Origin of the sequence: Runella limosa DSM 17973 (genome assembly GCF_000482465.1) — a bacterium.
Taxonomy (GTDB): domain Bacteria; phylum Bacteroidota; class Bacteroidia; order Cytophagales; family Spirosomataceae; genus Runella; species Runella limosa.
On record NZ_AXVJ01000025.1, the window covers coordinates 277559 to 296407 of the forward strand.

The 18849-nt window shown below is 43.7% G+C and carries 23 protein-coding genes; 1 reads left to right on the top strand and 22 read right to left on the bottom strand.

Annotated features, from left to right (window positions below; genetic code table 11):
• Window positions 1–112: 112 nt before the first annotated feature.
• The 13 genes from K339_RS0101320 to K339_RS0101380 form a co-directional block, all read right to left on the bottom strand.
• Window positions 113–484 carry a hypothetical protein gene (locus K339_RS0101320; RefSeq protein ID WP_028521988.1) on the bottom strand — a complete coding sequence of 124 codons (372 nt, stop codon included), beginning with the start codon at window positions 482–484 and terminating at the stop codon, window positions 113–115.
• Window positions 481–738, bottom strand: a complete 258-nt coding sequence (locus K339_RS0101325) for a hypothetical protein (RefSeq protein WP_037298815.1) — start codon at window positions 736–738, stop codon at window positions 481–483. Before K339_RS0101325 ends, K339_RS0101320 begins: the two co-directional genes overlap by 4 nt.
• A gap of 1 nt (window position 739) precedes the next feature.
• The gene (locus K339_RS0101330) at window positions 740–979 is read right to left on the bottom strand and encodes a hypothetical protein (protein WP_028521990.1); all 240 of its coding nucleotides are present in this window, start codon (window positions 977–979) and stop codon (window positions 740–742) included.
• Window positions 964–1791 carry an HNH endonuclease signature motif containing protein gene (locus K339_RS35655; protein WP_028521991.1) on the bottom strand — a complete coding sequence of 276 codons (828 nt, stop codon included), beginning with the start codon at window positions 1789–1791 and terminating at the stop codon, window positions 964–966. The genes K339_RS0101330 and K339_RS35655 overlap by 16 nt, the downstream gene beginning before the upstream one ends.
• Entirely contained in the window at window positions 1788–2072 is a 285-nt protein-coding gene (locus K339_RS32280) for a hypothetical protein (protein WP_037298818.1), read from the bottom strand. Before K339_RS32280 ends, K339_RS35655 begins: the two co-directional genes overlap by 4 nt.
• Complete coding sequence (locus K339_RS32285) at window positions 2065–2400, bottom strand: hypothetical protein (protein ID WP_037298821.1); 336 nt, start codon at window positions 2398–2400, stop codon at window positions 2065–2067. The genes K339_RS32280 and K339_RS32285 overlap by 8 nt, the downstream gene beginning before the upstream one ends.
• Window positions 2401–2410: 10 nt before the next feature.
• Window positions 2411–2698, bottom strand: a complete 288-nt coding sequence (locus K339_RS0101350) for a hypothetical protein (RefSeq protein ID WP_028521993.1) — start codon at window positions 2696–2698, stop codon at window positions 2411–2413.
• A gap of 285 nt (window positions 2699–2983) precedes the next feature.
• A complete protein-coding gene (locus tag K339_RS0101355) occupies window positions 2984–4990 on the bottom strand; it encodes a hypothetical protein (protein ID WP_028521994.1) in 2007 nt (668 codons plus the stop codon).
• Window positions 4911–5447: a hypothetical protein gene (locus K339_RS0101360; RefSeq protein WP_028521995.1), complete on the bottom strand. Its 537-nt coding sequence runs from the start codon at window positions 5445–5447 to the stop codon at window positions 4911–4913. The genes K339_RS0101355 and K339_RS0101360 overlap by 80 nt, the downstream gene beginning before the upstream one ends.
• A gap of 167 nt (window positions 5448–5614) precedes the next feature.
• Window positions 5615–5854: a hypothetical protein gene (locus tag K339_RS36930; protein ID WP_157607442.1), complete on the bottom strand. Its 240-nt coding sequence runs from the start codon at window positions 5852–5854 to the stop codon at window positions 5615–5617.
• Window positions 5841–6197 carry a hypothetical protein gene (locus K339_RS0101370; RefSeq protein WP_028521996.1) on the bottom strand — a complete coding sequence of 119 codons (357 nt, stop codon included), beginning with the start codon at window positions 6195–6197 and terminating at the stop codon, window positions 5841–5843. Before K339_RS0101370 ends, K339_RS36930 begins: the two co-directional genes overlap by 14 nt.
• Entirely contained in the window at window positions 6190–6417 is a 228-nt protein-coding gene (locus K339_RS0101375) for a hypothetical protein (RefSeq protein WP_028521997.1), read from the bottom strand. The genes K339_RS0101370 and K339_RS0101375 overlap by 8 nt, the downstream gene beginning before the upstream one ends.
• A gap of 106 nt (window positions 6418–6523) precedes the next feature.
• A complete protein-coding gene (locus K339_RS0101380; RefSeq protein WP_028521998.1) occupies window positions 6524–6964 on the bottom strand; it encodes a hypothetical protein in 441 nt (146 codons plus the stop codon).
• A gap of 401 nt (window positions 6965–7365) precedes the next feature.
• On the opposite strand from K339_RS0101380, the gene K339_RS35660 reads away from it, so the two are divergent.
• Window positions 7366–7746, top strand: coding sequence for a helix-turn-helix domain-containing protein (locus K339_RS35660; RefSeq protein WP_051397726.1), 381 nt, complete (start codon window positions 7366–7368; stop codon window positions 7744–7746).
• Between the two features lie 268 nt (window positions 7747–8014).
• On the opposite strand, the gene K339_RS0101395 is transcribed toward K339_RS35660, so the two are convergent.
• From K339_RS0101395 to K339_RS32305, 9 genes are all read right to left on the bottom strand, one after another.
• Entirely contained in the window at window positions 8015–9217 is a 1203-nt protein-coding gene (locus K339_RS0101395) for a DUF3570 domain-containing protein (RefSeq protein ID WP_028522000.1), read from the bottom strand.
• Window positions 9218–9255: 38 nt separating this feature from the next.
• The gene (locus K339_RS0101400; protein ID WP_037298928.1) at window positions 9256–9477 is read right to left on the bottom strand and encodes a DUF4266 domain-containing protein; all 222 of its coding nucleotides are present in this window, start codon (window positions 9475–9477) and stop codon (window positions 9256–9258) included.
• Window positions 9478–9542: 65 nt separating this feature from the next.
• Window positions 9543–10469: an FAD:protein FMN transferase gene (locus K339_RS0101405; RefSeq protein ID WP_028522002.1), complete on the bottom strand. Its 927-nt coding sequence runs from the start codon at window positions 10467–10469 to the stop codon at window positions 9543–9545.
• 13 nt (window positions 10470–10482) lie between these two features.
• Window positions 10483–10926: a thioredoxin family protein gene (locus tag K339_RS0101410; RefSeq protein WP_028522003.1), complete on the bottom strand. Its 444-nt coding sequence runs from the start codon at window positions 10924–10926 to the stop codon at window positions 10483–10485.
• Between the two features lie 24 nt (window positions 10927–10950).
• The gene (locus K339_RS0101415; RefSeq protein WP_229598676.1) at window positions 10951–11505 is read right to left on the bottom strand and encodes a Rieske (2Fe-2S) protein; all 555 of its coding nucleotides are present in this window, start codon (window positions 11503–11505) and stop codon (window positions 10951–10953) included.
• A 212-nt stretch (window positions 11506–11717) separates the two neighbouring features.
• A complete protein-coding gene (locus K339_RS0101420; protein ID WP_028522005.1) occupies window positions 11718–14261 on the bottom strand; it encodes a TonB-dependent receptor in 2544 nt (847 codons plus the stop codon).
• Window positions 14262–14603: 342 nt separating this feature from the next.
• Window positions 14604–16751 carry a thiol-activated cytolysin family protein gene (locus K339_RS0101425; protein WP_084332069.1) on the bottom strand — a complete coding sequence of 716 codons (2148 nt, stop codon included), beginning with the start codon at window positions 16749–16751 and terminating at the stop codon, window positions 14604–14606.
• 48 nt (window positions 16752–16799) lie between these two features.
• Window positions 16800–17165, bottom strand: a complete 366-nt coding sequence (locus tag K339_RS32300; protein ID WP_037298828.1) for a hypothetical protein — start codon at window positions 17163–17165, stop codon at window positions 16800–16802.
• Window positions 17166–17390: 225 nt separating this feature from the next.
• Complete coding sequence (locus K339_RS32305) at window positions 17391–18839, bottom strand: outer membrane protein assembly factor BamB family protein (protein ID WP_051397728.1); 1449 nt, start codon at window positions 18837–18839, stop codon at window positions 17391–17393.
• Window positions 18840–18849 lie beyond the last annotated feature (10 nt).

The window sequence follows — 18849 nt, forward strand, 5'->3', positions numbered from 1 at the left end:
CAGCTGGGAGCGGGCGTTGATGGGAGCTGTGTTCTGTTTTTTTGATAGCAAATGTTTCGCATCGATTTCCCTGAAGCTGCTCGCTGCGGGCAACATTTGCTATCAAAAAGTTTTACCACCAGCATTCGTCTTGTTCTTCGTTATTGTCTTTGTGGTGTTCTTTATTGCCTTCGGGCAATGCCTTCCCACTTTCCGCAATCGCTTTGTCTATTTCTTCTCTCAGCCCATATATTTTCAATGGGCGCCCCTCAAGCTGATCCATCACGATTTTGCAGGTTTGTTCATCCGTGGGCGTAATATCGTAGATAGCACTTGGGTTGTACATCTTGGTATATGCCTGTCTGACCTCCGTTTCTGGTACCGATACCAGGACAAACGATGCGCCGCCAAGGCTGTAACTAGATACGCGGCCTGCAATCTTGGAATGGCCAAAAAGGCTGATAACTGCCCAAAAGTCTTGAATTTCTTCTTTCTGTGTGTTCATTTTTTAGTGTGTTTGAAGTTTTCAAATGATTTTTTAAGACCGTGAATTACGACAAAAGATTCGTAGGCTTGTTTCTCTTTCTCGGCTCGTTCGAGCTTGGCTTCGAGCTGAGTTACTTCTTTGCTTTTGCCGACGTATTTTCGATAGAGCGCCTGTAAGTCGGCGCTCATGTCTTCGACCATTTGCATGTGGGTTTTGAGGTGTGCCGCCAAAAGCCTGGCTTTTACTGCGAGCGGCAAAAGATTGAAGTCCATATCAATCAGCATTATCGTTATCTTTTTTGGCTTTAACCAGATCGATCACCATTTGCCCTTGCTTCACCTGTGCTACGGCAATATCTACCAGTCTATCCGCTATCTCCGACATCGACTGAGCCTGTGGAATGGCGGCGGGGTTACGCTTCACTTCCTGCATTTGCTCTATTAGGAGCGCCCCTACAGGTGTAAGGTCTATAATACCCTTCGGGATTTTGTATTCGGCTACTTCGGTTGACATAGTCTTTTTAGGTTAATAATGGAACGTTTTGTTTCGATTAATTCGGGGGTTTCTAACAACACCTTTTTGACTTCTTCTCGGTTAGGCATTTTGCCTTTCCCAAGCATCGTGGACGCCACAAATCCATCTGATAGGTTAAGTGACGGCGAATTTTTCAGGTAGTTTTGGCGCTTAGTTACCAGTTCTAGGTTTTCGAGTCGAAAATCTAACCGATTTCCGTTTCGGTGCCTGATAATCATCCCCTTGGGGATTTCTCCGTAATACGAGGCAAACACGTGGTGGGAATATGGTATCCATTTTTTTCGCGCCAAACGGTACATAACAATTGGTCGGCCTGTTACCTGTTCCCATCTAATAGTTATCGCTCCGTCGTACTTTTCATTGTGTGGGATATTACTTGGCTTAAAACGGCTTGTTCCTGACCCAAGTAGTAATCCCTTCATCCCTTTGTTCCAGGCTGGGCGATGCCCAAATTTTCCCGCGTTTGGAAGGCTGTTAATGTGCTTCCAAAACTCCTTAGATTTTTTGAGCCTCATTCGCTGTGCCATGCCTATCACCTGACTTTCTTGCCTACCGAGCATTTCGGCCAGCTCATCATTTTTGGTGTTTGGGTAATGTTCTCGAAAAAACTCTATTTCTTCTGGACTCCAAAACCCTCTAAAATCGCGGTCTTTTTGAAGTCCTAAGCGCTTCGCTCTCGATTGAATCGCGACTTGGGTCATACCCATCATTTCCGCGATTTCTGCCGATTTGTGCCGTGGCCACAACTCCCGTAGCCTGGCATCTAGTTCGTCATTCCAAACTTTGTTCATTTTACTGGTATTTTGGCTAACCACATACCTTTTTTCTTATCTGCGAATCCTTTGTAAGTTGCTCCAGTAAGGGGGCTTCTCCCAACGTCAATCATGGGAAGCAATTGAGCTATAATTTGAGCGAATTGATATAAATCACATCCAAATTTTTCTTTCAATGACTCATCTATTTTTTTCGTATCTGCGTCGATTTTTTCGTAGTTTAAACCAGTTAGATAACAAGCCAGTTCTTCTACATCCATCACAGTAACTTTTGCCTTTTTTTTGCTTGACTTAGCCATTTTGCCCTCCTTTCTCCACACAAGTAAGCTGGGCTACCAAATAGATTTTCTTCGTGTCATCATCGTCATTATAGACGAGATTGACAAACTTGCGAACGGGGTCAGAGGCTCCCATGCTCGTAACTGTTACAGATATACGTTTCCTTTCTGCCTTATTGTTTCCTGTAACTTCAGAGGCATAAGAATCTACCAAGACTCTTAATTCATCGGCACTTAATCGGCAGTCATAGGCAAGGCTTCGCATTTTCTTAATGAGTAGCGAAACACTCAGATTTGGGATGCCATGCTCAGCAATGAGCTGAAACGAGCATTGTGTTAGTTGTGACATAATTTGATGGTTAATTGGTTTCACGTTCTTTTTTTGTCAACACTCTACCTGTTCTAATCGTAGGGCGATAGATGTACCCCTTTGCAAGCCAATCTTTTAGCTCCTTCGCAGTGGCTTGCTCGGTCGATAGCTGCGGTCCTGGCTTAATTACCAGTAGGTCTATCTGCGTCAGCGCCCGATTAAGGCCGAACCAAAGCATCGTTACGACCCATATTTCTTCACTTTCAGCCCGCCGATACACGTCACTAATTTTAGGCTCAAGCATTGTATTTTTTTGAGGTGATTCGGTCTCATTCATTAGCTACTTTTTTTGATTGAATTTCGTAAACACACAAAACGCCTTCCTACGCTTCCTACGCTTCCTACGTTCCTACGTTCTCCTACGTGTTCCTACGTTGTCCTACGTTCTTCCTACGTTATTTCTTTTTTTTATTATTATTAACTTTCTTATTATCAATACAATAGAAAGGAATAGTAGCAAAGAAAAGAACGTAGGAACACGTAGGAAGCAAAAACACGATTTTGAAACTAAAAAAAATGCGTTTTTTGCTAATATCTGATTGTCAGCACATTACATTTTTCCCTAAAAAGGAATATGTCCAGCTGGTTGCGAAGGCGTTTGGCCTTCACCGTAGGGTAACGTAGGAACACTACCCTCATTTTCGCCTTTGTATTTCATCGACGATACTATTTCCTCGATTTTTACCCCGATTTTGTCCAGGCTAAACACCATACAGGAAGTTACACTTTTCCAATTTCCTGCAAAACGGTGGTTCGCCTTCGACTCCACAAACGCATCGCTATCTTTCAACTTGTCTTGCAAGGTGGTTCGGTTCAACCCAGCCTTGCGATAAATCCGAAAGTGATGCTCTAAGTACAGCGGATGAATGAGCGAAAAACGCAGGTAAAACAGGTTATCTCTAATCTCAAACTGATTACCATCGGCTATCACCTTCGTACTGATTAGATGCTCCAGCACTCCCCAGAAGTTCGAGACCGCACCGCCCACGGCACGTTTCGAGCTTTGCTGGCGCAAAGTCTCACGTAGAAACTTCGCCATTTCAAAATAATTAAACGGCCACGGTACCACGGGAGCAAGGGCCTTGTAGCAGGTCAAAAGCACCGCGTAGTTAGAAAACATACGGTCGGGGGCCTTCACATCCTTGCAAAACACCCGAAACGAATCGAAGGTATTTCGGAACATCGCCCTGAACTGCTTGTCCAACATTTCGCGGTGTCGTAGCAGCTCCCCCGTCACAGTCGTGATGCCCTTTTCGTTCATTCGCATCAGGCGGTCGTAGTTGTCGCGTTGCTCTTTCGAGCGCTCATTCGAGTTCATTTCCAGCACGATAAGCCGTTGCAACAATGGATCATCATCGGCAGGGTAAAAGTTGCCGTCTATCACCACGCCGCTATTAATCGGCACCGTTTCCGTACCAAATTTAGTATCCATCGACGCCCTTTCGTACCCAAAGCGGTCGTAAAAACCCGATAGGGTCTTAATCACCGAGATGTCCACGTCGCTCGTAAACTCGTTGAAATACACCATTGCATCCACGTACTGCGCCAACTTTCTGATTTTTGCCTTATCCGTGTTCGCCTTTTCCGAAATCTTGATGGGCGGTTGGGGTTTGCCCCACCAGGCTTGCAACGATTCGACCAACGTACCCTTTCCAGACCCCCCTTCGCCGTACAGAAACATCAGTGGAAAACGATTCATGTACGCAAAGATGTCCGAGCTGAACAAACAGGCCGTGGCGTAGAGCATCATAGCCGCGCCGTTCATGCCAAAAGTTTGGTAGAAAAGCGGTGCCCATTTCTGGAAACTCACCTTTGATTTGCCATCGTACCAGAATTTGCGCTCGTTTTGGTACTGATATTCGTCGGGCGGATTGGCATAAGGAATGTAGAAGCTCTCCTTCGAGTCTTCCACAATTCCGTACTTATCCACAGGCCGAAACGTCCCGTCAAAAATCCCATTGGCAAACACAAAAAATTTGGAGCGTCGGTACCAGCCCAAAGTCTCGATTTGGAAACCTGGCTTTTCTTCATCGTAGAGCTTCCTAAGTACCTTTTGCAGGTCGGGAGACTTCCCCCAAAACGAGAAATTTCCCTGCATCGCCGCAAAATCCACAAACTTTTGCAAGCTCGTAAGCTGGTTAGTTTCACTGTCGGCAATCGCCTCACGGTTACGATCATTTACGAGCAAAACCACGCGTTTGGCGGTTCGCCCACGGTGAATGTGGTACAGGATTCTGATGGTGAAATTGCTGATTTGGGTGTATTTAACCTCCTTGCCTATATACTCAATATTGGCTCGGTAGATACCCGTAGCCTTGCCTTCTCGCTCCACCATAATAATCCCATACTCGTGCGTATCATCTACCAGTTTTTTGGTTTGCTCCACCCCGTCGGGCATCGCATAATACCACGACCAATCCCTGTCAGACTCATCAGCTCCCTCGGCTACAGCAGTCGGAAGAACTTTTACTTTTTTCTCCTTTTTAGGCTTAGGTGCATGGTTTAGCGCTGTAGTTTTGGCTTGCTCCTTGACTTGTATTTTGTTTTTGATACTGGCTAAAAGATCCATCACCTATTGTTTTTTTACGTTCTTCCAAAATGGAATAGAGTTGATTTAGTCCGTTTTCCCAGTCTTGTTTATAGACGCGACTGGTTAATTCTTCCATGGACTCCAACCAAGCTTTTTGGTAGAATCCAAGCATGTTCAATTTTAGGCTATCCATTTCGATTGTGGACAGCATTTTTTCCCGAAATACCTCCAAAGCTGTTTCAGATGCTTCGAGGAAAGCGACAATGATGGCTAAGCCGTGTTGGTGGTTATCTACTTGCCAAGTGAGGCGTTTAACCTCGTCTAGCATCGCAGGATTATCGAAGGCTTTCTCTCTTGCCTGGTCCAACTTTCCCTGTAACTTTTCTTGATATTCGACCTGTTTACGTAGCCAATACATTACATCGTTACGGGCTTGGTCAAAGTTTTCCAGCAGGATGATTTCTCGGTATTCGGCTAAAAAGTCATCCTTGATCATGTGAAGTGCTATGAAGTACTACTTCAATTCCTATGCAAGACTCCTCGAAGCTATGTGCTTCAATACAGGCATTATGAAAAACTTCACGTTGGTAATCCCCAGAAACGAACTTAACTATTGTCTTTTTTTTAGGGAATCTATAGGTTACTTTAAAAAGTCTCATTGTATTAAATGTCGAAAAAGGTTAATAAATAGTTGAGTCTTAGCGCTTCCTGCTGGTAGCTCCACGTCAAGTTGGGATAACAAAATCGGCGTGGCAGGTCGCGGATGGCATCGTGCAAAATTCGTCGGCAGGCCCCGCGCTGGGGCTCGCTGAAAAACTTAAATTTCCCACTTCTAACAGCGTCTTCTACGCTGTTCACATCGAATGGTGTCGCAATGCGCAACACATTATTACGCTGCTTCATAGAGTGTAGCATATAATACCAGGTTACGTTTCACTTTTCCGCACATCATGTACGCAGATTCAAAAAATTGAGGGTTGATTTTCGACGCAACTTCCGCCACTTCCACCATCATATCATCGTACCAATTGACGATACGAAGAAGAACGTCCATTTCTGCTTGACTAAAAATGATATAGGTACTACCTATCGTTTTGGTGCGATAGATACGCTCCAAGGCATCCCCTAAAACCTGATGGGATTGAGTATCTACTACATGATTGTAGTCGCTGTGCTGCATGATGGTGTATGCCATGCAGTAGAGCATTCCCCACTCGTCGCCGCGCTGCCATACTTTCTTACACATTGTCGTCAAGTTGTTGAATGTTAATGATATAATTCTCAACTGTGCGTTTAGCGATGTTATCAGTAGGAGCGTGCGCAAGCTCTACGCGCCTATCGTTTAGCATTGCCCAGGGGCAGTACCAGCCATTTAGGTAATTTACACCTCCCAAAATATAGGAGGTTGTCTCATTTACAAGCACTTGCTTGTTCTCTGAGAATTTCCAAGTTGTGTTAGCAGTCATGATTAAACAGTTTACTTTTTTAATTTAAATCTTAGTAAAAATGGTAACATGGCTATACAGCCAATAATTAAAACCAAGTGAGGTAGATGAAACCTCACGAAAAAAATCACTTTTTGTAGCGTCTCCATTCCTCAGGGCGTTTATTCGTGTAAGTGCGCATTACGCGCTCAAACGGAAGCACATCTTCCGTCAATCCATGTTCTGTGCAAAAAGCCTCGTAGCCCTTAATTAGCTCTTTGGCGTCGGCCATTCGTGCGTGTACTTCGATGCGAAGTTGCGCTTCTGCAATCTCGTTGAACAGGAATGTTTCAAGCTCGTTCAGAAGTTCACGTCTTCTAGTCCAGTGGACATCTACCTCGGTTACGATAGGCAGGATGTTCGGATAGAATACTACTTTCCGACTCGCGGATATGTAGCAGGTCGCTTTTTCAACAGTAAGGGTTTTTTTCAGCCAAGTGTGTACAGGCCCTTCCGACAATGTAAGTATCCGAGTTTGACTTTTGGTCAAATAAGAATAGACAAGGTCTGTTACTTGGATGGTTCTCATTTTTGAACTAGACTTTTAGACTTCCAGCGTTGGAAGACGGTTTTAGCTATGGGCTTCGGTACGTTGATCATTTCTTCTAAGGCGATTACCACCTCCCTCGTTTTTTGTAAGCCCGCTCTCCCTCTTTTCACCGCGAACATTACCATCGTTGATTCATATGAATCAAAACTAGAATTGTGTTCAACCAAAGTCTTCATCCAGTTTTTAGGGCATTTCGGTAAGACTTCCTTAAACCGTTTACGCCAGTAATTGGTATCGAATTCGTCACTTTCTGACCGTTTACTCATATTGTTTTGCTTTTTGGTCATTGTCTGTGCATTTTTGTCTGTGCGTTTTTGTCGAGACAAATATAGTTCGGCTTAACACATATCGCAAGTGTTTAACACATATTTTTACACATCATGACGCAATTTGGAAAGAATCTAAACAGACTTTTAACAGAAAAAAAAATAAGCCAGAAGGAGTTGGCGGAATTGGTAGGAGTAAGACAATCAACCGTTTCGGATTGGCTTACAAAGGGCGCGAAGCCAAGGAAGGATGAAATATTACAAAAGTTAGCTTCTGTATTACAAGTAACAGTTGCTCAACTGTTTGAGGAGCAAATAAAAAAAGAAGGGGTTGTGTACAGAGGGGAAGAAGTTATAATGTCAAAAAAACTATATGAAGCCAGAGAAGCAGAGATAGAATATCTCCGAAAAATAATTACTCTTCAAAACGATAATGCGAAGCTTAAAAATATTGAAGATGTTTCTGTCAAGACACAACTAGACACCACGCATTAAAGACTAAGTTATATGCTATTTAACGAGAGAAACTAACTTTTTGTTTCAAAAAAGTGGAAGGCTATAGTTTTTTCTAAAACCTTTCCAAAATACACACATAAGTACCTGATAATGAGCATCGGTTAAAGTCCTTGTCCGCCAACCGAAGCCTCTCAAGCAATTGAGAGGCTTTTTTGTTTATTAACCTGCTTCTAGCTGTGGGCAAAAAACAAAAAGCCCCGACGAAAAAGCATCGGGGCTACTAAGGTATAAAAACGGAAACCTAATTTTACTTCAACTTCATTGCCAGCGTAATGCTGTTGCCCACCATGCCTGTGCTACGCATATAATGCCCATAACGCACCTCAATGGTATTCCAATGTTTGATTCCAAACATACCACCTGGCGGCGCAAACCGAAGCCCCATGCCTACGAAATGGCTAGTAAAACCCGAAATATCATAGTCGCTGGTATAATACGTTTCGGTGACCTGGTGCTGGGCGTACGGTTTGAAGTAACGCACGGCGGTTTGGTTGCTAAACCGATAAAACGGACTAACTGAGAAAAACGGCGTCGCTTTGTACGAAGCTTCTACGTTAACAGTATGCGCCGTCATTCCCCAATCGTCGTTGTAGAACCGATAAAACCCCCGCAAAATAAGGCGGTCGCCTGCAAAGTAGCTGATACGTGCTCCCACGGGTAGTTTGAAACGACTTCCAGGTAGTTTTTCTACCGTATGTGAACCATTCGTAAAATATACTCGGTGATATGGCGTACTGAGCAGTCCCTGTTGAAAAGAAGGCTCTACCGTAAAGAGTACTTGCAAACGTTTATTGATAACCTGCGAAAGCGACAGCGCTAAATTGTACGAATTTCGTGGTTTGTAAGCCACAGGATCACGGTCTCCTTCGGCCGCAGAGCCATAGCCCGATGGGCGTAGTTCGGAGGGAAGAATCGCCGTCCAAGTATCAAAAAATGCCCCTGCTTTTAGGCTAAACTCACGGTTATTGTCTTTCGATGACTTAGAAAAACTAAGGTTTATCCCGTGCGATTGATAGTCGTATTCGGTCGAATAAGAATAACTTATGCCCCTCGTGGTATGCGTAGCATCGTCTTTTACGCTCCACGAAAGCGACGGATAAACGTGCGTATCGCTGCGCGAGGCCGACGAAACCGTCAACGGGTCGATATTATCGGAGGAAGCGGAAGTATAATGGTCGATGTTGAAATCGGCCACGATGCTGTGTTGGCGGCTTTTTCGGTCAATAAACGACAATTTCAAATCAATCGAATTGGCAAAATCGCCTAATTTTTCGGTACCTATTCCCCCCGTCACGGCTGAGTTATTCCCATCTTGTCCGTAATAGCTACTGACCAAGTTTACTTCGTCGATTCTGAGTTTACGCTTTTCGTAGGTGTCTTTTTCGGATTGGGCATAGCCTCCCCGAAGCAGCCCCGCGAGCAGCCCTACACTGATGATGATTTTTTTCATTAAAATTTACGATGAAAGATACATAGGTAGAAAATACGCTAGTTACAACCACAGCCACCGCCGCTTTTGCCACCATTGGCTCCTGAAGCTCCCTCCCGATAGAGGTAAAAACTTTGCTCAAACTTTTCAGACTTGCGGGCCGACAATTCCATTTCGGAGTCATTGATACGGCTCTTTTGGTATTCTTTCACCGTCACGCAAGAGGTCATACTTCCCACAACCAGAGCGAAGATGAACCCATATTTCAACTGCTTTTTCATAGGATTTGGATTAATCTGATTGGCCTTCATTTTCAAATTGCCGAATTGGCAAATTGAAAAATTGCCTAACTGATTTTGATATTTTTTGAGGTAAACACACGATTTGTATCATCAATAATGACGCAGGCCATTCCTTGCATCTGGTTAATTAAATCTAACCCAACTCGGACGCCCATCACAGTTACGGGCGTGGCCATGGCATCTGCAATTTCGGCATTGGGACAAATAATCGTCACACTTTTAATCCCTGATACGGGCAAGCCCGTTTTGGGGTCAATCGTATGTGAATATTTCTTCCCCCCTATCATTACATATTTTTCGTAATTCCCCGAAGTGGCGACTGAAATGTTGCTGATGTTGAAGTACGAAAAAGGTTGTTCTTTGGCATCGGGATGAGCGATTCCAATCGTCCAAGGTTCGCCGTTGGGCTGAGTCCCCCAAGTGGTCAAGTCTCCCGACGCATTCACAATTCCGTTTTCTACACCTCGTTGCATCATCAGCCTTTTGGCCATTTCGGCGGCGTATCCTTTGCCTATACCGCCAAAACCTATACGCATTCCCTTTTCTTTCAAAAAGACGCTACCTTCTGCTTCGCCCAAAATCACATTGCGGTAATTGATCAGTCGCACCATTTGGCGGGCGGTTTTGGGGTCGGGTAAGGCCGTCATTTGGGTATCAAAATTCCACAAACTCTTGTCTATCGACCCGTACGTAATGTCAAATGCGCCTTGGGTAACCTCCGAGATTCGCAGCGACCGCTTTACTAATTCAAACACTTCTCGATCTACTTTTACGGGCGAAATTCCTGCGTTGGCGTTGATTCGATTGGTCTGGCTATTGTCGTTGAAGGTAGTAAAAAGCGCTTCAATCCGTTGAATTTCAGCTATTGCCTCATCAATTCGCGCTTGTGCCCAAGTTTCATTTTCTGATACAGCGCTGATTTCGAAACGATTGCCCATCAATCGACACACGCGTTTGTGCAAGGTTTTCAAGTAAAGACGGCGTTTATTGTTTGCTGTTGATCACGGCATCAATATCATTGATAAGCGACTGGGTACTCATTGATGCTGGGTATCCTTCCCATTCTTTCACAACTTTGCCATGGGCATCTACCAAGACAGTCAGCGGAAACTTTCCCTGAGAATTGTATTTGTCGGCCAACGATTCATTGTGGAAGGTCAGTTTTGCTTCTAACTGATTTTTTTTCAAACGGGGAAAATCTGCCCTTACCAACACCAAATGCTGAGACGCATATTGTTCAAAATCAGCGGATTCAAAAATATCTTTTTTCAACTTAATGCAAGGCCCACACCAGTCAGAACCACAGAAGTTCAATAAGATGTATTTGTGAGCTTGATTGGCTTCGTTTTGAGCCTTAGAAAAATCGTTGCCCCATTGCGGAGCGGCCAGCCACAATGTGCTGATGAGAAGTGACGTGATAAATTTCATGGTTAATGGAGGAAGAAAGTTTGATTAACTATAAACAACAAGGGTTGTACCATCGGTAGCGGTTTTGTAAACGGTAAGGCCCTTGCTACCAAAACTGTTTAAGCCCCTACCCGTAAGGTCAAAACGCGCGCCGTGGTCGGTGCAATAGTACTCTGTTTTGTTAAAAATGATTTTCTTTTTGGGTTCATGTGTACAAGTTTGGGTCGCCGCGACATACACTCCTGCGCTCGACTGCGCCACCACAATACCACTCTTAACAAGATACCCACCTACTGTTTTCAGTGCGGCGTTGGCCGTAGCAGTAAGGTCGATTGTAAGAAGCCGATTGGTAATGGTGCTGAGGTCGGTCGTTGAACCTGTTGTACTACCAGTGCTACTTCCAGTTCCTGAACCTGTCCCTGTGCTTGTACCAGTACCAGTTCCTGTCCCCGTGCTTGTGCCAGTACTCGAATTTGGGTTAACCGAGAGAGCTTCCACGTAGGTATCTTCTTCTCGAATACAGGAGGTCATCAATGCCATCAAAGCTGCCCCTTTAAACCCCATTGATTTTAAAAATTGATAGCGCGAATAGCGTTCCATGTGTTGAACTATTGGTTGGTCATTTACCCAACATTACGTACGCTTTCTGTTAAGTGTTGCTCGACATTAGAAAATAATTTTCAATTTAGAAGTTTTCAAAATAGTTGAAAATCATTTTTGTACCAAAATGATACAAAGACAAACGGCGAGCAATTGCCCGCCGTTTGTCTTATTCATTCTATCTATCTACTTTTCTTTGAAAGTAAGGTGGCTTAGTTGTTATCGCCGCCTTCTTTTACGTCGTCGTTTCTTACGCCTTTGGTTTTCTTAGGAGCAACAAAGCTCATTTTACCAATCTTGTAGCTGAATGTCAGCTTGATGTTTTGGTTATAGATATTGTTGACCATCGTTTGATTCAAAATCGGAGTCACCGAAGTTGAAGTCATTCTCATGCCACCCAAGAAGTTGTCTGTGGCAAGACCAAGGCTTCCTTTTTTATTGTTGAATTCTTTACGAACACCCAACGAGTACATGTAGAAGCTTCCTTGTGTTCCTTGAAGCGTCACTTGGTTTCCTCTCATACCGCCGTGTGCTTGCACCGCCCAGCCTTTGTTGAGCGAAAGACTTGACATAATCCGTCCGCCAATCACCACACCCGAGTTGCTGGTATTGATTGAAGTTCCATCCAAGCCCTGCACTTTGCCTTCCAAGTAGTTGTAATACACATCCACGCCGCCATTCAAAGTCCATTTTGGTGTAAGATATACGTTGGCGAAGATATTAGCGCCCACTACTTGTTGCTTCCCGATGTTTTCAAAGGTTGTAATAATTGCTCCTGCGAGGGTATCAGAAGGCGAACTCAAACGCATGATGCTGTTGTTGGTTGAGCGGCTAAACACCGAGGCATTGAGGTACGTTTTCTTGATGCTTGTACTCAACGCTAGCTCAAAATTATCGGTCAATTCTGGCTTCAAGTTCGGATTTCCGATGCTGATATTGTATGGGTTAGCGGCGTTAAAGTTGGGGTTCAACTGCTGCAAACCTGGGCGCTGAATACGGCGGTTATAGGCTGCTTTTACCGTTGTTTTTCCTTTGATATTCTTTGAAATATTGATGCTTGGCACTAAGCTACCGTAGCTAGGAATGTTGATTTTGCCAATTTGGTCTTGGGCATCAATCGTTGTATATTCATAGCGCGACCCTACTTTAAAGGTATATTTGTTGGCAGTAGAGTAAGTGTAAGACATATACCCTGCCACGATGTTTTGGTTGTAGTTCAGCAACCCTTTTGGATTACGTGCATCGGCCGCAAACTCACCCGTTGCCCCTGCCACTTGGTAGCTAAAATCGCTATTTACTTGGCGCATGATGGTTTTGGCACCAATTTCAAACATCTGATTGGCTTTGATTGGCGTTTGGTAATCGGTCTGAATCGTCGCCTCTTGGTTGACGTTCGAGTTCAAGTTCTTCTGACGGCTCAACAACGTGCTGCTTTGGCTCAAAAGGTCAGCATTGAAATTATTGGTAAGGTTACTGCGGCTGTATTGTGTCGAAATCGACCACTCTTTCCCTGGAGTTTTGAACGTACGAATGTAGTCGAGGTTCATATCCACGTTATTTGAAAGGTCGCGGGTAGTTACATCACGGAGCGTAGTAGAAGTTAATGCGTTGTTGGTAAATAAGTTACTTGTCATGTCTTGGCTACGAATCATGTTACGCGTTCCAAAGCTCACCCCCGCCGTCAATGACTGATTTTTTCCCAAATCATAATCAAATCCGAGGTTGTAACGTCCAAATAACCCATTGTCATACGCATCGGTCGATTGTTTAGTCAACAATGATACTCCGTTCTGAATCGTCGTTTGGTCCAAGGTAGTAGCGGCTTTGTTGTAAAACATCCGTCCAAATCCACCGAGCGTGATTCCCAATTTTCCTTGGCGGTAGTTACCGTTTAGGCTGAGGTTTGAGCCACGCACCCCTACCCCAGCATCGAGGTTTAGGGTAAGCCCTTGGAGGGTTGATTTTTTGGTAATGATATTGATAATACCCGCAGAACCTTCAGCATCGTACTTAGCTGAGGGAGAAGTGATTACTTCCACCGATTTAATCAAATCGGCAGGAATCATTTTCAAGGCATCCGCAATGCTACTCGCTACGATTGTTGAGGGTTTGTTGTTAATCAATACTCGAATGTTAGAGCTTCCGCGAAGCGAAACGTTTCCGTCCAAATCGACGCTCAACATCGGTACTTTTTTAAGAATATCTGCGGCATCACCCCCACGAGACGTGAGGTCTTTTTCGGCGTTATACACCATGCGGTCCACTTTTTCTTCAATCATGGCTTTCTCTCCCGTCACGACCACTTCAGCAAGGGTACGCACGTCAGGACTAAGTTTTATAACTGCAAGATCTAACTCTTGGCCTTTCGCGAGTTTGATGTTGTCAATGGTTTTGTCTTTAAAGCCAATGAACGAAATCATCAATTTATAGTCACCAGCGGCGATGCTTTTTAAGGTAAACTTCCCTTTTTCATCGGCCATGGTACCATCTACGGGCTTGCCTGTGGCTTTGTTGAAGAGTGCGATGTTTGCAAACTCCACCGCTTGTGTGGCAGCAGAATCAATCACAAAACCTGTGATGCGTGAATTGCCTTTGGGTGCGGTACTTTCTAAATTAAGGCTAGGCTGTTGTGTTTGAGTGTTACGGTTACGGCCATTGCCATCACCGCTTTGCATACCACCTGGGCCACCTGGAAATTGAGCGTGGGCGGCTGTCATGCCCAATGCTACTATGACGAGAGTGAGAATATTTTTCATCTGCTTTGTTCGTTTTGATGACACAAAACAAATAGGTAAGCAGTTCGCAAAAAAATGCAATAGACTGAGGGTAGTCAAACGACGATAAGTGGCGATTTTTGGCCGATTAGAGGCGTTTTTCAGCCTTTATTCGTCCTTCAGACACATTAGTAGAATACAATTCCGATTCTATCGGTAAAAAACGGCAATTAATAGATTAAAATGGGGTGTTTCGTGGAAAGTAGTGTGGAGTTAAGTCAAAAAATGGATTAAATAAAAAATCATCGGCTACCAACAAACAGCAACCGATGACTGGTCATTTTTCACCTATCAGAAAAAAGCAATTGCTTTTATTTTCCATTTTTATTTGCGGCTCACCGTGTACTGAATTTTTACCTGATCGTCGTCTGTATCATCTTCCAAAGTATGGTCAATAACCCATCGACCTTGTTGTTTTAAGGAAACTTTTGGGTTGCGGTCGCCTGGGAATCTGCAAAAATCATTGCCACTTCCCGAGTCATAGTCCCAGATATTATAAAAAAATTGAAAATAAGCCCCTTCGGCCTGTGAATCAGCTAATTTGTAAACTCTGCTGATGTTAGGATTATTCATCACATTTGTTTTTGCTCGTTCAGGCACGTTTATCAATGGTTGCTTATTCCCATCAATCGGAAGTATTTCCTGATTATTTTTATCAAAAAGCTTTAATGTAATTGAACCGTAAAACCCACCATCTGTGGAGGCAACAGAGTTTAAATCAAGCGTTATTTCATTGATTGAACCTACTGCATCACAAATACGCCGAGGTATATTTTCAAGTCCTGCCTGTGCCATTGCTATCGAACCATCCAAAAATCGCAATGAATATGCAATAGGTGTACCCCAAGCCGAGGGATAATTATCCCATTGTTTCATTTCGTTAAACACTTTATTCAATTCGTCCATTAAGGCGTCATACCCTCGCACTGACGCAATTCTACCAGAGGTACCGCCTGCTGCTCCCCAAGTAAATACTTTAAATGAGGTATTTTGATACTTATTCCTGTCGCTGATTTCCATATTCACTTTCGCGCTTAATGCACCGGAAGAGTATTTCACATCTGTGTTATTGGTAAAATCGTTGTAAAAATTTTCATCCTCAAATGCTACTAAAATTCTTACTCCATAAATCACTTTGTCAACATATACCAAACTGTTACTAACTGTTTTATCTTTAAAAAGAGTGGTCGTAGGTTCGGCCAATACCGAAAACCATTCGCTTTTATAATCCATCAAAAATTTACGCCTTTCCGACCCATTCCCAAAATCAAAAAGTGTGTTCAGCCCAGCTGATAAATAGGAAACATTCAATCCTAACTTCATCCTGAAATCTTCCTTGGAATATACTTCTGTAACCAAAGTACGTTCAACTGTTTTTGGATTACCCGTCGCTTTTCGATTCATCAATTCCCCCAGTGTATTTCTGATAGAATTAACAGTAGGGGTTTCTACCAAGGCGGTTGGAGAACTCACCGTTGAAGCCAATATGCTTACATTGAGTGGATTTTTTTCTTTGTTGATTTCTTTGAACTCGCCCACTTTCTGTACATCGTAAAGATCAAATACAGCGCCCGGATAAAAACGATTGATGGTTGAATTATCTACTACATCTTGATCAATACTTTCAAAATTTAAGGTTTTAAATTCAGTTCGACAATTGATAATTTTACCATTTGACTCCCTTTGTCCTTCTTCATTGACTTTGTCCGTTGTTTCCCGGTAGTTATTGGTTGCTTCTTGATTGGACTTAGAATAAAGGACAGTAGTATTATTGATAATGTGTTTATAGCTTATCGTAAGAGAAGGCGTTTGTTTTAAGCCACCGTCTGGATTGATGACTATATTAGGTTTCTCCGCTTCATAAAAATTGGGAAAACCACTTAAAAAATGATTGGCACTGGCATAGCCTTGGGTTTCTCTAAACCGAGCTTCGGGGGTAGTGGGATTGTTTAAATCATTCGCAGAAATATCTCGCCATTCAGCATGAGATTTTTTAATGAGTATAACTCCATATACTTTTCCCTGGGTATAAGTTGCTTCGTAAAAATTAGCAAAACCACCCACAAAGCCATTTCTGTAAGCATAGTCATTCACCGCTCTGAAAAACTCTTCAAAACGGGTGGGATTCCCAAGGTCTGTAGCCTTAACATCTCGCCATTCTCCTGCTTCTTTTCTGATCAGACATACTCCATATACGTGGCCAGTATTGTAGTTGGCTTCATGGAAATTTGGGAAGGCCCCTAAGAAACCATTTCGATTAGCATAGTCGTTGACGGCTCTGAATCTCGCTTGCGGAGTCGTAGGGTTCCCTAATTCAGCCACTTTTATATCACGCATTTCACCAGCGTCTTTCTTTAGAAGTATCGTCCCATATACTTTTATCGCTTTATGAGATTCGTTGCCAAGCAATGTATTGGCGCACAATAAATGGGAGCATAAACAACAGAAGATAAATAATAGGGTAGTTTTCATGTTTCTACTCAGTTTTTTAAAACATTGATTGCCTTTTTTAGGGTTATGTCAATTCTTCTCCGATGTCCCGCTTGCCCAAACTGCTTTGTCAAAAAAGTTGTAAATGACGAGATTCCCGTCGTTTTGAAGCTGTACGTAGGTTGCGTTTTTGTTGTTGGTACCTGACGCCCAGAGTGGTCTATTTGAATAGCTATAGAGTACCCAGTTACCATCCGTTTGAAAAACACACTTTTCGACAGCTTTCCCATTGGTACCCGTAGCCCAAATTGGTTTTACCTTTCCCTCAGTATTGCGATACAGTACTAAGTTGCCGTCTTTTTGCATCGTTAATTGATAACGGCGATCCAATGACCAAATGCTTTCTCCAACAGGGAGATTACCTCCTCGCCGAATTTGGTTTGAGGCTTGTGCCATCAATGGCGAACTATTTGTGTAAAAAAGACTGACCGTTAGAAATATTTTTATACAGATTGATAAATAGGGTAATCCTGTCCGAAATTTGTTTAACATTTTCATAGTCTTACATACGTGACGCCGCCGCGATTGTTTATGAATGAAATTTTAAAAAAACTCTCTGTTGCGCAGTCTTTTCAACAGTCTCCTCTTCGTTTAGATAGCAGAAAAAATGGAATGGTGATTTTACTGTACCATCCCGCTAATCCCTGCTTGATACTCTGTACCGTCTTTGCTTACTACACATGGAGAAGAATGGCTAATGGCGCGGCCAGTTTCATATTCCCACTTTTTTGCCCCAGTGGCAGCATCAAAGGCATAGAGTTTTTTGCCAATCCCTTGGTAAACCAGTCCCATTGCAACAACTGGCCCAGAAACAATCAAGTTATTGGCTTCAGGTTTAGCTTCCCATTTTTTAACCCCCGACGCCGCATCAACGGCGTAAAGCGTGCTTCCAGCACCGATATAGACCATACCGCTGGCTACAATAGGTGATGAGTAATCGGGGCCACCATCAAGGGTATTAAACTCCCACTTCTTAACTCCCGTTTTGGCATCTATGGCGTATAGTTTATCATTGTTAGTGTGGGTCAATGCGCTCGCACCCACATATACAGTCCCATTGGCAACAGTGGGAGATGAGTTCGTAATCAAGCCACTGGCAAATGTCCATTTGACGGATCCAGTCTGGGCATCAAAAGCCATGAAACCATTAAATTCCGAACCTGCATACAAAAGCCCTTCCGCCACCGCAGGTGACGACTCCGAAATTCCAATACCAGGTTGATGCCATTTCAGCGTTCCTGTTGCGGCATCCAGCGCATGAAGCCCTGATTTCCCGCCCGAACTACCCCGAATGCTGGCATAAACGATGCCGTTCACTACAGTAGGTGAGGCTTGCCAAGGATATACCTCATCGTTGCGAAATTCCCATTTCTTGGCTCCTGTGGCGGCATCAAGCGCGTATAAAAAATGTTCACCGCCATAGTACAGCATTCCATTACTCACCATTGGCGCAGCGAAAGGTTGCAACAGCGCAACCGTTGCGGGATTTGATTCCCATTTTTTTGCCCCAGTTTCGGCATCAAGGGCATAGAGTTTTTTATCCCAACTTGCAAAAAATACCACACCATTCACCACGGTCGGGGTTCCAAGAACAGCATCGCCCGTAGCAAACTGCCATTTTTTTACTCCAGTCAACGCATCTACAGCATATAGATTACCATCCATGCTACCGATGTAAACTGTCCCGTTATTGACGGGTTTCGCTACTGTCACATTCACCGTATATGCCTGCGTACTTCCATCCTCGGCCGTGACGGTGTAGGTCACGGATTTTGAAAAATCCTGCACTGCACCCGATGCGGGCGAAACCGTAGCTTTATCTGAGAGCGTAATGGTAGGCACAAGCTTAGTAATATCCGTCCCTGCTGGTACAGTGGCCGCAATGGCAGTACCACTTACGGAAGCCTCTACTGCTGGAGTGAGCGTCCCGAATGTAAATTGGGTAATGAATTTGGCGGAGCTTTTCGTCGTAGGCGTTGGGGTCGCTTTTTCCTTGCAAGACCAGACTGAAATAAGCCCAATGAGGAATAAATAGGGCATAATTGTGCGCAAGTGAAAATTTGCTTTCATTTGTTTCTGG

What these genes read in the sequence shown, in the direction of transcription:
- K339_RS0101380 (WP_028521998.1), bottom strand. Translation starts at nt 6,964, where the DNA reads ATGAGAACCATCCAAGTAACAGACCTTGTCTATTCTTATTTGACCAAA.
- K339_RS35655 (WP_028521991.1), bottom strand. Translation starts at nt 1,791, where the DNA reads ATGAACAAAGTTTGGAATGACGAACTAGATGCCAGGCTACGGGAGTTG.
- K339_RS0101410 (WP_028522003.1), bottom strand. Translation starts at nt 10,926, where the DNA reads ATGAAATTTATCACGTCACTTCTCATCAGCACATTGTGGCTGGCCGCT.
- K339_RS32305 (WP_051397728.1), bottom strand. Translation starts at nt 18,839, where the DNA reads ATGAAAGCAAATTTTCACTTGCGCACAATTATGCCCTATTTATTCCTC.
- K339_RS0101325 (WP_037298815.1), bottom strand. Translation starts at nt 738, where the DNA reads ATGGACTTCAATCTTTTGCCGCTCGCAGTAAAAGCCAGGCTTTTGGCG.
- K339_RS32285 (WP_037298821.1), bottom strand. Translation starts at nt 2,400, where the DNA reads ATGTCACAACTAACACAATGCTCGTTTCAGCTCATTGCTGAGCATGGC.
- K339_RS0101330 (WP_028521990.1), bottom strand. Translation starts at nt 979, where the DNA reads ATGTCAACCGAAGTAGCCGAATACAAAATCCCGAAGGGTATTATAGAC.
- K339_RS0101320 (WP_028521988.1), bottom strand. Translation starts at nt 484, where the DNA reads ATGAACACACAGAAAGAAGAAATTCAAGACTTTTGGGCAGTTATCAGC.
- K339_RS0101350 (WP_028521993.1), bottom strand. Translation starts at nt 2,698, where the DNA reads ATGAATGAGACCGAATCACCTCAAAAAAATACAATGCTTGAGCCTAAA.
- K339_RS0101425 (WP_084332069.1), bottom strand. Translation starts at nt 16,751, where the DNA reads ATGAAAACTACCCTATTATTTATCTTCTGTTGTTTATGCTCCCATTTA.
- K339_RS0101355 (WP_028521994.1), bottom strand. Translation starts at nt 4,990, where the DNA reads ATGGATCTTTTAGCCAGTATCAAAAACAAAATACAAGTCAAGGAGCAA.
- K339_RS0101370 (WP_028521996.1), bottom strand. Translation starts at nt 6,197, where the DNA reads ATGTGTAAGAAAGTATGGCAGCGCGGCGACGAGTGGGGAATGCTCTAC.
- K339_RS0101360 (WP_028521995.1), bottom strand. Translation starts at nt 5,447, where the DNA reads ATGATCAAGGATGACTTTTTAGCCGAATACCGAGAAATCATCCTGCTG.
- K339_RS0101375 (WP_028521997.1), bottom strand. Translation starts at nt 6,417, where the DNA reads ATGACTGCTAACACAACTTGGAAATTCTCAGAGAACAAGCAAGTGCTT.
- K339_RS32300 (WP_037298828.1), bottom strand. Translation starts at nt 17,165, where the DNA reads ATGGCACAAGCCTCAAACCAAATTCGGCGAGGAGGTAATCTCCCTGTT.
- K339_RS32280 (WP_037298818.1), bottom strand. Translation starts at nt 2,072, where the DNA reads ATGGCTAAGTCAAGCAAAAAAAAGGCAAAAGTTACTGTGATGGATGTA.
- K339_RS0101395 (WP_028522000.1), bottom strand. Translation starts at nt 9,217, where the DNA reads ATGAAAAAAATCATCATCAGTGTAGGGCTGCTCGCGGGGCTGCTTCGG.
- K339_RS0101400 (WP_037298928.1), bottom strand. Translation starts at nt 9,477, where the DNA reads ATGAAAAAGCAGTTGAAATATGGGTTCATCTTCGCTCTGGTTGTGGGA.
- K339_RS36930 (WP_157607442.1), bottom strand. Translation starts at nt 5,854, where the DNA reads ATGAAGCAGCGTAATAATGTGTTGCGCATTGCGACACCATTCGATGTG.
- K339_RS0101415 (WP_229598676.1), bottom strand. Translation starts at nt 11,505, where the DNA reads ATGGAACGCTATTCGCGCTATCAATTTTTAAAATCAATGGGGTTTAAA.
- K339_RS0101420 (WP_028522005.1), bottom strand. Translation starts at nt 14,261, where the DNA reads ATGAAAAATATTCTCACTCTCGTCATAGTAGCATTGGGCATGACAGCC.
- K339_RS35660 (WP_051397726.1), top strand. Translation starts at nt 7,366, where the DNA reads ATGACGCAATTTGGAAAGAATCTAAACAGACTTTTAACAGAAAAAAAA.